Annotated in this window: 7 protein-coding genes; all 7 read left to right on the forward strand. The window is 35.8% G+C overall.

From position 1 onward, the window contains the following. The first annotated feature begins 1 nt into the window (after position 1). The 7 genes from ACHOLT_RS12765 to ACHOLT_RS12795 all read left to right on the forward strand — a co-directional run bounded on the left by ACHOLT_RS12765 (position 2) and on the right by ACHOLT_RS12795 (position 14,773). Positions 2–652: a hypothetical protein gene (locus ACHOLT_RS12765; protein ID WP_425801210.1), complete on the forward strand. Its 651-nt coding sequence runs from the start codon at positions 2–4 to the stop codon at positions 650–652. Further along, positions 649–3,522 (forward strand): AAA family ATPase, encoded by a 2,874-nt coding sequence (locus ACHOLT_RS12770; protein WP_425801212.1) that lies wholly within the window; start codon positions 649–651, stop codon positions 3,520–3,522. Before ACHOLT_RS12765 ends, ACHOLT_RS12770 begins: the two co-directional genes overlap by 4 nt. Before the next feature lie 52 nt (positions 3,523–3,574). Then, positions 3,575–5,434 (forward strand): protein kinase domain-containing protein, encoded by a 1,860-nt coding sequence (locus tag ACHOLT_RS12775; protein ID WP_425801215.1) that lies wholly within the window; start codon positions 3,575–3,577, stop codon positions 5,432–5,434. A gap of 1,091 nt (positions 5,435–6,525) precedes the next feature. Further along, positions 6,526–7,701, forward strand: a complete 1,176-nt coding sequence (locus tag ACHOLT_RS12780) for a hypothetical protein (protein ID WP_425801217.1) — start codon at positions 6,526–6,528, stop codon at positions 7,699–7,701. Between the two features lie 594 nt (positions 7,702–8,295). Continuing rightward, positions 8,296–10,563 carry an MrcB family domain-containing protein gene (locus tag ACHOLT_RS12785; protein WP_425801219.1) on the forward strand — a complete coding sequence of 756 codons (2,268 nt, stop codon included), beginning with the start codon at positions 8,296–8,298 and terminating at the stop codon, positions 10,561–10,563. Beyond that, positions 10,535–12,943 (forward strand): DUF2357 domain-containing protein, encoded by a 2,409-nt coding sequence (locus ACHOLT_RS12790; RefSeq protein ID WP_425801221.1) that lies wholly within the window; start codon positions 10,535–10,537, stop codon positions 12,941–12,943. Before ACHOLT_RS12785 ends, ACHOLT_RS12790 begins: the two co-directional genes overlap by 29 nt. A gap of 798 nt (positions 12,944–13,741) precedes the next feature. Next, positions 13,742–14,773, forward strand: a complete 1,032-nt coding sequence (locus tag ACHOLT_RS12795) for a restriction endonuclease (protein WP_425801224.1) — start codon at positions 13,742–13,744, stop codon at positions 14,771–14,773. The last annotated feature ends 20 nt before the right edge of the window (positions 14,774–14,793 follow it).

A 14,793-nucleotide genomic window follows, 5' to 3' on the forward strand; every position in this document is an offset into this window, starting at 1 on the left:
TTTGGAAGAGATAACAATAAATCCGGAAGTACAACGAATATGTTCTCTTTTCCATTATGGGTGGATTTCAAAAGAATCGGTAGGGATACTAGAGAAAAATTTAACCCTATACAGAGAAGTGCAACAAACATTGGCCATGATGGGATATGAACTTATCAATTTTTCCAACTGTGAATGGTATGTAATACGACTGAAAAAGGAATTTGATGATGACGCTTTTGACAAGTTTCATCGAAAAAATAGTGGGTTCACTAAGAGGCATATGGCTTTAATAACCATACTCTTTATCAAGCTTATTGTTCCCAGGTTGACAGGAGGCTACGGAGATCAAGAAGTTTATACAACTTTAGACGAGCTGACATTAAATTATGGAGAAAAGTTTCGCTTCAGAAGAATGAATCCCCGTCATTCAATCGAATCGCTCATCAAAATGTTAAAAAAACATTGGTTTGTTATTGAAAAGGACAAGCGCTATTATGCCGGACCAGCAATGTTTATGCTTCATTATAATGAATACCTTCAGGGGATAACGCAGGACATGCTTCAGGAAATGATGGATATAACTAAGCAAATTACTAAAGATTTATCGGAAGATCAGCAGAGAGGAGAGGCAGAGACAAACTTAACTGGAGAAGAGGATAAAAGCGAATGATTAAAGATTTTTCAACCGCTTATTGGGGGTTATTGCCTACTACTTCCAAACCATATCCGGCACATCCCAAAGTTAATGCCTTTGTTGGGGCATCAGGTCATGGCAAAACCACGATTATGGATGGACTCCGTTTACTTCTTGGAGATGCTAAATTCGAAAATAATCGTGATGCTCTGCATTATATGCATAAAAAAAGCAAATGGGCTGTGGTTCGAGCTTCTTTTTACAATGAACCAGTGAATGGAATAAGACCATTTGAAAGTGCCGGTTGCCAGGATGATGAAGTTACTTGTTGCTGTTTAATAACGGTTAGTTCAAATGGGCGCCCGGAAAAGGAATATTATGTGTTTAACGGTATATTTACTGAAATCATCGATCTCGGAACAAATCCAAAAGCTTATAGTCAAAGTCTTAAATCACACAAACAATATAAGCAGATTCTAGAAGAATGCTTGGGCGTAACACCGGCTTTTCGCAATCTTATGTCGATGAATCCAACAACTGTTAAAAATCTTGTACATCTGGATGCAAATGACCTTTTTCTAAAGGTATTTGAATTAAAAGGGATAAAAAAGATTCATGACAACTACCGGTCGGCTAAAGATGAGTTAGGCAAGCAGGAAGTAAATTTGCAGCTGGCACAAGATACACTTACTGAGGGATTAAATAATTTTACGAGGCTTCAATCCAAATCAGAAAAGTATAAAGAAAATCAATTAAACAGGAAGAAATTGCAATCTGTTAAACAAAAAATGCTAAAAGTTGAATTTTGGGAGAACCATTCGGCAATAGAGATCTGTGAAGAAAAAAGTACAAATTTCAAAAATGAAATCAATACGGAGCAAAATAAAAAAATTAATTTAAATGTGCAGAGGACCTCTATTCAGTCAGAAATATTAAAAGCGGAAACGAAAAAAGAAGGTTATAAGGCTGCTTTAGCCGACTTTCAAGAAGAAATAGATGCTCTTGGGGGTAAAGTAGGCGAAATAACAGCAAATAGAAAAAGAATCACTGAAGATGTGCTAAAACTTAAAGAAATTAAACCATTGAATAAAGAAGAGTTTGTCCAGGATCATATCGATGCTCAGAAGATTTTGGAGGAAGCACAAAATGATTGGCGTAAGGAGAAAGAAAAACTCGGCAATATTGAAAAGAGAAAAAAAGATTTAGATCAGGATAAGCCTTACCCAAATTACGTGTATGATTTCACCACAAAGCTTAATGAGAACAAGATAGAATATATTCTGTTAGCCGATGCCATATCCCTTAAGCCTGAATACGAAAAATGGCAGTTAGCAGTTGAAGCTTTCCTTGGCAATGAACGATTTCGGATTATTGTTAATAAAAATCAAGAACTCGAAGCTAAAAAGCTTCAGGAAATGTATGGTTATACGGCCAGAATGAGCCTAACGAAACCGGAGGTAGAAAACCGGAATAGAAGGAAAATACCCCATCCAACAATCAGGTCAGTTATTAATGTGGCCTTTCCAGACAAAGTTGGCGGCTATATGACCCGTTTGGATGATATCTATTTGGTCGAGACAGTGGAAGAAGGTCATCATCTTCAAAAACAAGGGTTAACAAGTATTACCTTTAAAGGCTTACAGCAAGATAATGATGGTTCAATTTTTAGAAAGCCTAACCGCTTATGTTGTGGGAGACTGGCCTTAGAAAAAGAAAAAATGTTAATAGAAACTGAAATAAAGGAACAAAGAGAGATTGCTCAAGAAAAAGAAACATTGGTAAGAGACTATGAGAATGAAGTAAACAGACTTCAAACAATCATTAATGAACAAAATGAGCTTGAAAAATTGCCACTAAAAGAAAAAGAATTAGATGACATAAATAATAATTATCAAATTCATCTTAGTGAAAAACAGAATAAAGAAATAGAGCGTAATAGAATAAACAGTCAACTGGAAGAGATTACAGGCTTTCTTACTGATAAGAAAGTTGCTGAAGCAGTTTGCGAGCAACAGGAAAAGCAATGCCAGCGAGAAATCGAAAGACTTGCTAAAGAACTAGGAACCTTAACACAAGAATTGGAGAGCAAAAAACAGGATCTTGAAGAAATAAAACAGAAACTCATTGCGCTTGGAATTTCGGAGGATGATACAGAATTTATACCGCAGGATATAAATACTCCGGATTTCAAAAATGAAAGAGGTGAAATATATTCTTCCAAAGAGCTAAAAAGAGAAAGTGAACGTATTACTGACAATATTAACAACTTTATAAAGGAAAACCCTGATATTGATGAAACTGTAGTTGAACTGGTGAAAACACAGGAGGCGTTAGTCAATCAACTGCAAAATAGGTTTAATCAAATAAAAGAGGAACGAGATAATTGGGAACAGGAGTGCAATAATAGTCTCGCGGCGCTTCAAATGCATATTAAAGACACGATGAAAGAATTTATAGAAGATTTCCAAATGATGGCCGATCTAATCGGGGCCAATGCTACTGGCCGACTCGAGCCACGTGGGGAAGACCCTGACTTATGGGAGTTATACCTTTCTATTGGGTTCGATGGAAAAAAACCAGTACTAATTAATAGTCCTGATTTATCTTCCGGACAAAGGGCTAGAACTAGCCTATTGGTGCTATTGGCAGCAGTAAGCAGCAAAAGACGAGGGGAGAAACTTTCTATCATGTTCCTGGATGAACCAAATGCTGAGGTGGATGATTATAGCGGAAACGATATCGGCCAAGTATTCCAGCTAACTGATATTCAATATTTTATAACCCATCAAATAGGTGAATCCCTCAAATCAATACAGTGGATCAACCACTCGTTTGTTTGCAGCCAGTGCCCGCCAGATTCAGATTTTGCTAAGCCTTTAATCGTCCAGAAAATGCGTTGTGACTAGATTTATTAGGATTTGGTGGCAAAGAAGGCATTAATGGGGGTAAGGAATCAAAATGGCTGTAGATCATATTTTTACAACTGATGAACATCATACCGGATTAGAAGTAAATAAGATATATAGGAATGAGTATCGTTTTCCCATCGAAATGCTCGTGAGTGGGCGAAAGTATAGTGGAGTAGAAGCCACTCTAAATAAACAACATGGCAAAAAGGTACTCATGGAATTTATTCTGAAATTACTTTCATATGGTCCAAAACAATATAAGCCTTTTATTAATCAGGTGCTTCAAAGATTTACATGGCTTGATTTAAACGATTCTTTAGAAATCCTTTTATTAGATGGCGTAATACAAATTACCTTTAAAAATTTGAAGCCCCGAAAAACAGTTGAGTGGCTACCTAAAATAGTTCAACTTGATCCTAGGGCTATGGAATTCTTAATGCAGGAAAAACCAGACATCAACTTAGAACTCACAAAATTAGAAAAATCAGTAACCAACCTGATAATAGATGTCGAGAGTCCAATAAAAAAATATGTACTACGATGGATTGAAGAAACAGAAATAAAAGATCAATCAGGTTCTTTAATTGCTGATCTCACAACATTTCGAAAATATAAGTCGATCGTTCTTGCAATTGCGCACTACATTCATTTAAAGGAGCATGGAAAAAAATTACCTTTGCGTTATTTATCAAATAAAATTTGGGATCAACCAAGATTGTTAAGTACTTATAAAAATGAAATTGCTCTATCAGCAGGCATAACCTTAGATGAACTTGACTCGGTACTTCTTCCAGATATCAATAATATTTTGCATGCGTCTCTAATATTAATTTCGCCGGTAGAAGAATTACAAAAATTAGTAGTTAAGCTCTTAGAACCAGAAATTCGACAAGATACCGTATTGTTTACTATTAATGAAATGAATTATTATATCCAAAGAATTATTGAAATTGTTGGAGACTCCGAAAATAAAGTTTTAAATGATTTTTTGTTAGACTATTATGCTTTTAACAATAATCTTATTAAGAGTGATTCCAAAGAATCTCAATTATCTATTTTAAATAATTTTAAAAACTCTATTAATGCTTTTAAAAAACAAATGTTAAAGATAGAGCATGTAAAACACCAGTTTGAAATGATCGTTTTAGACGAAATAGGAAGTGGTTCTTTTGCCAGAGTTTATAAAATATTCGATCCTGAATTGAACGAAATTGTAGCCTGCAAAGTTCTTTTCCCAAGAAGTTACTTTAAACAGGTTTATGGGAATGACGGGGATGAATATATACTTCGTTTTAAACGAGAGGTCAGACTGCTAACTAAAGAGTTACAGCACAGAAACATCATTAATGTGAAGAAGATTCAACTTGACGGTTCCCCTTTTTGGTTTACTATGCCATTAGCGAGTTTTTCTTTGGAGAGATGGATAAAAGACAATTACGATGCTTCTGAAGATCAACGTATTAAAATCTTTAATCAGATTTTATCAGGTGTTAAGTACTTACATGAAAAAGATAAATATCATCGAGATTTAGCGCCAAATAATATTTTATTATATGAGAAGAATAACGTCTTGGAAGTAAAAATTGCCGATTTTGGATTGGCAAAAGATCCTAAATCAGTGTCATTTTTCACAGGTTTATCAAAGAAGGGCTATGGGCAAGAAGATTTCACTGATCCACAACAGCTAAATAATCTAGCTGATTCCACCAATTTATCCGATATATACTCACTAGGGGCCTTGCTGTACTATTTATTAAGCAGTAAGTTACCCAAAAAAAGATTCTACGTTTCAGTTTTGTGCCAAAGTATAGTTATGAAGGCTATGGATACGCGAGATAAACGTTATCAAACTGTATATGATTTTGAGCAAGATTTAATCGAGTGTGTAAATTGGAATAAAAAAGATTAAGGAACAACCTGAGCTGTCCCCGATATAATAGACACGCAAACTGTGACTTCGAAGTTAGTTCATGGATTCCTTACTTTTTGGGGTTCTGCCCCAATCCCCGGGGATTCTATGGGTCAGGTCCCGAGGTAGCTTGAAGAATCTCGTTTTAAGCCGCAGGGCGACTCATCAATTGTTTCCTCAATTCGTAGGGTGACTTATACCCTGAACTTGAATGCAATCTCGTCTGTTATGGAAAGCTTGGTTCCTACAGAAGAAGACGAAGAAAATGCAGAAAAAGTTAAGAATGACTTTCTAAGAAAGTTTTATTATATACTATAAGTGTGATTATTTATGTGATGGCTTATTATACAACGAGTTCAAAAACTTAATAATAAAAGCAAATGAAAGAAGAATTTGGTATTATAAGGATTTGACCGTTGATTTTTTACCATATATTTTTTAACCCTTGGCGGTAATTTTAATTCTAGAGAAAGTATAGGGGAAATAGCTTTTATTTTGTATTTGAGCCTAATTTAAGGAACTTTAATGATTTATGGATAAGTAGGAAAATACGTAAATATATTTGGAGGATAGATATTCTTAGAAACGAAAAAGTTGTGAATGGAAAATTAAGGACTGTAACTGTACAGAGTTTGATATAAATTTTGACTACCCTGAAGAACCACTTTGGATAATTCGATCGAGAAAGTCAATTGAAAGAATAATTGGTTAATAGTTTAAGTTGCCAGCAATCATCGTCTAACAAGATTTATTGAACCTTTTATTACCCTAACACTAACAGCCGTTTACGTTAAAGAAATATTGATTTGTTTCCATATTTTTAATAAATGCTGATTATTTTGGAAAGCGTTAGAGGATTTTCTCTAATTCTGTAGTATATTTATATAGATTTAAGTAAGGTTTCTTGTAACTCCGAAAGATGGCAATGATGAATGGCAAAACCTGGGGTGTTTTATAATCTCAATTAGTATAATTTTAAAAATATCCAATTCATTCTTCTAGAAAAAGGAAATTAACTTTAATATTCAATAAAAGAATCCTCTTATTAGAAGGAAATCAATTTTTGGGAGGAATGTATGATGTTCTACTCTATGAAAAATCATTTATTTTATTACACGGTTGATGATTATTATGAGGATAGTGTTAAACTTAAAAAACTAAGAAATTTAATAATTGAAGATAGATCAATAGATCAATTAATATTGGAGAAATTTCCTATTGAAAATTTTGGTAATTTCAACGACTTATTAAAAATAAAAGGTTCTAAGCAACTTATAGAAACATTTGAGAAAATTGATGCAAAAAAATTAGACATACCTGAAAAATTAGAAAATATAGAATTTATAGGTTTTACTGATAAAAATGAGATAATTTTAAAGTTTATTAATGAAAATATAACGGCTTCAAGTATTTACAGTTTCTCTTCTGATTTTCTTGAACAACTTTTTAGTCTTGATAAATATGCAAATTTTTGTTATGAACATGATTATCACGATCTTTTAAAAGAAAATATCGACAAATTATTTAAAAAGATGCCAAAAGTTGAAAGGCAATTTAGATTAGTGGAGAAAAACGATCAATATTTTCTAAGAGCACAAACTTCCACTAAATATAATAACTATGATAATCATTTGGGGATTTATTTAATTCTCTTAGCCCTCCACAAATACTGTGTAGAAACCAATTCTATATTTCGAGTAGAAAAAGCAAACCTTAGTGATTCAGAAATAAGGATATATATGAGGGAAGAAAAGGCTATCGAGATTCCTGATGTGGGTAGGGTATACTTCGGAGCATTAGTTTCTAATAGCGAAATAAAAGATAGCGCATTAAGTGTTGAAATTAGATACAAAGTAATTGATGCTAATAATCCGGGATTATCTTTTACGGCAATACAAGATTTACGAGATGCTGTAATAGATATTAATCACACTGCTAAAATAGAAACGGTAGAAAAGAAATTGTTAGAAATATTCTCCATAAATAAGAAAAAAGAAAGTATGCTTGAATTTATTAAAGGTCTTTCAAAAATTAAATTTATTACAAGTGATACGTTATATTTATTATATACGTTAATTACAAACTCAAGAACTCTTAAGGAAGAAACTAGAAAGAATTTCCGAACAATGTATGATAAAAATATTATTAATAATACTTTAAGTCTTATTGAAGCTTTTAATTTAACGAGTACAATTTCATCGGACTTAGATGAAAAAATGTATCTCGAAAGAATATATCACAGGGTATTAAGTGATATTATAAAATAATTCTTTTTATTGGGGGATAGTAATACTATCCCCATATTTTTCATCTTAAAAATAACTTTGATTTACGCCATTATTTCACTTGTGAATATTTCCCGTATAATTTCATATTGCAAGCTTTCAAGGTCATATTCCCGTGGGTAGGAAAATGAAGGACACCTTAGTAATGGATGCATTTACACAGGCCTATGATAGTGAACGTCCAGATAAATGTCTTATCGTTCATATAGATCTGGTTCTTAGTTTACTGTTACTAATTTTCAGATACTACTACGAACATATGGTGAATGAAAATGCCTTAATGGAATCATTTTATAGAACCATAAAAAAGAACTTATTCAAGATGCAAATTCTGAATAAGCCTGAACAAGATCAGCTAGAAATCTTTAAATATATTGGACTCTATTAAAATACAAAGAGAATGCATCCTCTCTTGGATGTCTTTCCCCTGTCCAATTTGAGGAGTTGAATTCATAAAACTTACCTAACTTTATATCTAGTTTTTGTTGATAGTTCTAAAGAATAACTTAAAAATGTCCATATTTTTTTACTATGGTATATTAAAGGTACATATTACCTTTTTCGGAGGATCAGAAGATGCCTTTACCTCAAAATTTATCTGGAATTTTCGACCAAAAGCAAAAATCATATAAAATGCTTCTTATGCTAAGTATGTTAGATGAAATGGGGGAGACACCACGTGAAATTTCCTTATCACGTGTTGTTGAGCATTTTAAAAACTACCTAATTGAAAGAGAACATAAACAGCTTATTGTTGATGAACCTCCAGTGAGTATCGGAAAGAGTTGGCAGCAGGCATCAACTTCGCAAATTTTGACGGTACTAAATAATCCTATTAACGCACTTGGAAATATAATCTATGTCGATAAATCTCGGGATCGTATTCGATTTCGAACCGAAGTTGAAAAACAAGTTAGTTCTTCCACATTAGTAAGCTTAAGAAAAGAGGCAAACCGGGAATTAGAGAATTACTATGATAAAATTCAAACTCCCAATGTTTCTATAAAAATTCTCTTTGATCAGCTCATGAACCATTATTTAAGCGCTAAAGCTCAACCTTTTAGTGGACATCCTCTCGGGAATTTAGTGCGGCACACTTTTCCTGATGAAATAAAAAAACTCCCTTTTATTACAGACCGCTATAAAGTCCAAGGTTCTGTTGGTCAGGGGAACTGGGCTAATATCCCTTGGCTTGCTATCATGGATAAAAGCATAACGGAAACGACTCAGCAGGGTGAATATATCGTTTATCTTTTTTCTGAAGATATGCAATCTGTTTATTTAACCTTTAATCAAGGTGTTACCATTCCACTTAAGCAAGGCAAACGAGAGGGATACGAACTGCTGAAACATCGGGTCCAAGAATTAAGAGATTTACTTCCCTTCGATTTAATGACTAAAGATGATCAAATCAATCTCACATCTTCAGGGATCGGTAGTGATTACCAGGTTTCAACTGTTGCCTATATTCGGTATGACCGAGATAACCTTCCTGACGATGAAATTCTCAAATCCGATTTAAGGAACTTAATTAAGGATTATACCTTTTATGTAAAACACAAAATGAAGAAACTAGAAGGGCAGGAAGATATGGACCAACACTCTCTTAACCAAGAATTCAATATTATGCCAGTTGAGTGGTTATCTCGCATAAAAGCTTTCATCGAAGAGAGCGGTTTTTACTTTCCTTCCGGGCTAATTGAGAACTTCTATCTTTCTTTAAAAACGAAACCTTTTATGATTCTTGCCGGAATCTCAGGAACAGGTAAAACGAAACTGGTTGAGCTATTTGCTGAAGCTGTTGGTGCGACGGAAGAGAACGGTCGATTTACCTTGATTCCCGTGCGTCCGGATTGGAGTGACCCTACTGATCTCTTGGGCTATCGTGATCTTACCGGCGTATTTAAACCTGGAAAATTAACTAGAGTTTTTTGGGAAGCTTCACAACTGAGTCAAAAGGACAAGCCTTATTTTGTTTGCCTCGATGAGATGAACCTTGCACGAGTTGAGCACTATTTCAGCGACATTCTCAGTGTCATGGAGACAAGACGTTGGAAAGTTGGAGAGATAATCACCGATGCACTGCTCGAAGAAGATGAGATACGAGTTCTTATCGAGAAGCAAGACGCAAATTGTATGGATAGCGAGGGAGAAGGGGGCGATGATCCATCAGTACTTCAGATTCCTGAGAACGTTTATATAATAGGAACTGTTAATATGGATGAAACAACTCAACCGTTCAGTAAAAAAGTTTTGGACCGAGCTCAAACGATTGAGTTTAATGAAATTGACCTAAACCATTTTCCAAAAGTTGAGGTTAAATCCTTAAATGAACCTGAAAGAGACTTGAATAATTTGGTGGTTCCAAATTCCTTTTTAAAGAGTAATTACCTTCTCCTAAAAGATGTTTATCTAGGAAATGAAGCTCTTGTCGAACGGACGACAAAACGCTTAATGGAAGTTAATAAGATTCTAGAAGCTGTCCACTCAAATGTCGGATTTCGGGTAAGGGATACGATTTGTTTCTATATGGTCAATAATGAACGGTTTGAACTTCTTCCTGAAGATGAGGCTTTTGATCTGCAATTATTACAAAAAATTCTGCCTCGACTTCAGGGTAGTCATGCCTCAATTAAACGAGCACTACTCCAATTAATGGCTTTCGCAATCGATCAAAGACTCAATCTTGAAGAATTTATGGAAGATGCTTCTCCACTATATTTAGGTTTTCAACAAGGACAACAAGTTGCACCTTCGGCACGTTTTCCGCAAAGTGCGCGCAAAATTGCTTTTATGCTGCGGAGGTTAGAGGAAGATGGCTTTACCTCGTTCTGGATTGCTTAAAAAAAGTGTGGAGCTTATTCGGATTGAAACCGATCTTTTCGATCTTTATCTTCAAGGGAAGCCTTTTCATCCTACGGTCGAATCACTCCACTTGCATCGAAATTCTGAAGATGAGTGGGTTCAAGCAACTCTAGATATTTCCTCAGCATCTCGACTTAATATTCATTCTGTCCAAGTCTTTTCCCCACAACATGAGCAGTTACTCCCCTGGGGAGAAGACTCAATTTATCCGTTATTTTATGAAAATCAAAATTATGAGTTTGTATTAGAGAAAAAGATAGATGCAGAATTTTCTTTTTTTCATGAGAATATTCTATTTCGCCAAGCTATCAATCCCTTAGGTAAGAACCTACTCGCCGGAGTCCTTAATTTTCATAGTGAAGTAGGATATACAGACCTCGATATTCGCTTACACGGTGAGTCTATTCTGAACCTTCGCTTAGAAATCTTTCCGAGCAAAATTGACTATCAAAGTGACTATAAAGCGATTCTTACGGATGTAAATGCTCAAATATATAATCTTTCATTTGATTTTCTTCGTAAAACTTACCAACTCATGGGCTTAAAAGACACACCCGATCAAAGCTTAACTGAGTTTTTCACGCTACTCAATTCACTTTTTCAACATCTAATCAGTTCAGTTGAGCGGATCCAGGGAACACCTCATCATCGACTTGTACCTGTTCATGAAGTCCGGCGTGCTGATCAAGTGAAACGTGCTGGTAAAGCTAATCTCGTATATCTTACAAAACATCCCCAATATTTAGTAGAAGATCCTCAACATGGTCGGATTTTGCTCCAAGGGAAAGCTTATTACCCGAGCCACGCGCTCGAAACTCGTCGCCAGGTGAACTATGACACAGCAGAAAATCGTTTTTTGAAGTGGATTCTTCAACGCCTAATTGCGAAGCTTAAAACGTTACGCCAGCGAATTATTCAACGGGATCGCGTTCCTGATCCGCTATTGCTGAAGAAAATCGAGAATATGTCGGTTCAACTTAAACGTGTCCTCTCCTTTAATTTCTTAAGCCAAATCAGCGATTTAAAGCAGATCTCGATTACCCTAGTTCTTCAAATGGCTCCCGGTTACCGGGAAGTCTACCGCTATTATTTAATTCTTATGAAAGGCTTGTCTATCCAAGGTGATCTTTTTCGATTATCCTTAAAGGATCTAGCCCAGCTATATGAATATTGGTGTTTCCTCAAAATTCATAGCCTTCTCAAGCAAAAATATGAGCTTGTTCGGCAAGACATCATTCGGGTAAATCGTCAGGGACTCTTTGTAACACTTGATCGTTCGCAAAAGGCGAGCGTCACTTATCGTAATCCTTTAAATGATGAGTATTTTACGCTCTTCTATAATGCCCTTCCTCGCGAAGATGCCAGCAGTATTCCGACTTTGGCACAACGCCCAGATAATGTTTTAACCCTTAAAAAAGAAAATTCATCAGTTGAATACAAATACATTTTTGATGCGAAGTATCGCTTAAATCCATCCTATGAAGGTACAACTTATGCCCAAAAATATGGTTCACCTGGTCCAGAGGAAGAAGATATCAACACTATGCACCGCTACCGGGACGCAATTATGGTCGAAAATACTGGGACAGGTGAATTTGAACGTAGTATGTTTGGCGCTTATGTCTTATTTCCATACGCAGATGAAGATAAGTTTCGCGAGCATCGATTTTATAAAAGTATTAAAAAAGTCAATATCGGGGCATTTCCCTTTTTGCCCAATAGCACCCATCTGATGGAAGAGTTCCTCGATGAGCTTATTTTAGATAGTCCTGAAAAAGCGTATGAACGCTCAACTCGACCACGAGGGACGAAAAAATATTATGAAAATCAGCTCCAAGGGAAAAATGTTCTAATTGGATCTGTTAGAGATAAAGCGCAGTTTAACATATGTTATCAGAACCAGCTATATTGGATTCCGTTAGATGTTTTAATGAAAGAACAATCCCTTTTAACTCAATTAGAGTGGGTTGGACTTTATCAATCGCACCTGAAATTTGGGACCCAAAAATGTGGAATTACTTGGATCGGGAAAATACGTTCCTGGCAGGTTGTTCGCCGCTATGAGATCAAAGTGCGTCAGCCTCGACCTGGAACTGAAAACAAACTGTATATCCTTTTCTTGATTGAATGCTGGAAGGAACTCAAGAAGGCAATTAAACCTGGTGGGTATGGGGTCTATACGCATTTATTTACCTCAGCCTATATGATGGATAGGGCGGAGGAGATCGCTGAACTTAAATTGGAGACAGAAGAACAACTTAAAGATTGGCGTGAAAAACGACGGAGAGGGAAAGTTCAAGTGGAGCTTAATGATGAATATGTGGATCGAGCAACTAAGGTTATTAAGGTGGATGTTTAGCAAAAAAATTTAATTTATTAGTATTTCGTCGCTTTCAAGGTAAAAAAGAGATTCTTGCCTATGATTCAAATAAGGTTCATGGACTAAAGTTTCGCGAAAAATTGGATGATGTTTCGGCTATAAACGCTCTAAATGTAGCTGAATTTCGAGCGTTTATGTAGAAGAAGCTCAGACGGCGCTTAGGCCGGTACAGCCAGAAAGTACTGTTCAGGTTGAAGACTTCTTCAATTCATTTTAATCAGTGATCTCAACAGAGGAAAGAGTCTACTTTTTGGTTGACTCTTTCCTCTGTAAGCAGAAGAAACCTGGTGCACTTTGGTTCATCGAATTAGGTAAGGAAGTTACATGAGAAGAAGAATAATTTCTAGAGGTGGGGATACTATGAATAGACAATTACTTAAGAAGATAGCCATAATTCTTGTAGGAGTAGCTCAGAGGGGCCAAGAAATTATATTACATGTCGAGAGTTAAGTAAGAATTTAATTAGTGTAATATTTCCTCGAAATCTAAATAAGCCAATTGGGTGCAATCTCTAATTTGGCACAAGAACTTGGATTTCCTAGAATATCTGCAATTGTACTCAACCACGATACATATTTCCCAGGAGAAGGTTTTTTCACGAATTTGCAGTGGGTATTCCGGAGAGCCAATGTGAGACTTTCTGGAAAAAAGATTTTGAGAAGATCTACTCATGTGAAAATTGGGAGGATTTTATAAAGGCAATTTCATAGCAGTAATCCATTCTTGTTAACCTTTATATAGCGCAGACACTGAGACAACAGTATTGGAGGTTAAAATATGGCTATTTGGCTAATCCGTGCAGGCTCACATGGTGAGAACGAGAATAAATTCATTGAAGAGAATCGAGTATACGTCACATGGGATGACCTTAATATAGACATGGGAAAGCTCTTCCATCGTTCTGATTTAACGGAAAAGATGACTTCAATATATAAAGATGCCAAGCCAAAGACTATCCATAATTGGGTGAGTCAGGTATGGCCTTTTGCCCACGAGATTAAAAAGGGTGATCTTGTGATTTTGCCACTTAAAACACAACCAGCTATCCAGATTGGTGAAGTTACTGGTGAATATACCTATGATTCTTCCGCACAGAACCCTTTCTATCACTGGCGTTCAGTAAAATGGATAGGTGAAGCAATTCCTCGAGCAAATTTTGGACAAGACCTACTCTATACATTTGGCGCTTTCTTGACTATTTGTCGCGTACAACGTAATAATGCAGAAGTTCGTATTAATGCCATGCGAGCAAATGGTTGGAAAGCAGAAAGCATTACAACCCAATCTAAAGTTACGCACAATATCGACGATGGGCTTGAAGATACTGATATAGAAGCACTTGCGCATGACTCAATTTCTAGATTAATTTCAGCTCGTTTTAAAGGACACGAGTTTACTCGTTTGGTTGAGTCGGTCCTTATTGCTCAAGGATATATTACCTATCGTAGTCCGGAGGGAGCTGACGGTGGTGTAGATATCCTAGCAGGTACGGGATCACTAGGTTTTGGAATACCAAGACTTTGCGTTGAAGTTAAATCGGGGGATACTCCTATTGATCGTCCCACTGTAGACAAATTATTAGGTGCGGTTACTAAATTCGGAGCTCAAGAGGGTTTATTTGTTTCTTGGAGTGGATTTAAGAGTAATGTTCAAAAAGAACTCGCCACAAGTTTCTTTCGCGTACGCTTATGGTCCCAAAAAGAATTTTTGGAAGCTCTCTTTGCTAACTATGACCGGATGGATGCTGACATTAAAGCAGAACTACCTTTAAAGCGCATATGGACGGTCGCGGTCCAGGAGGAGACTTAATTTATCTTGGGAGATGAATT

The sequence above is a fragment of the Desulfitobacterium nosdiversum genome (assembly GCF_049860565.1).
Lineage (GTDB): Bacteria > Bacillota > Desulfitobacteriia > Desulfitobacteriales > Desulfitobacteriaceae > Desulfitobacterium_A > Desulfitobacterium_A nosdiversum.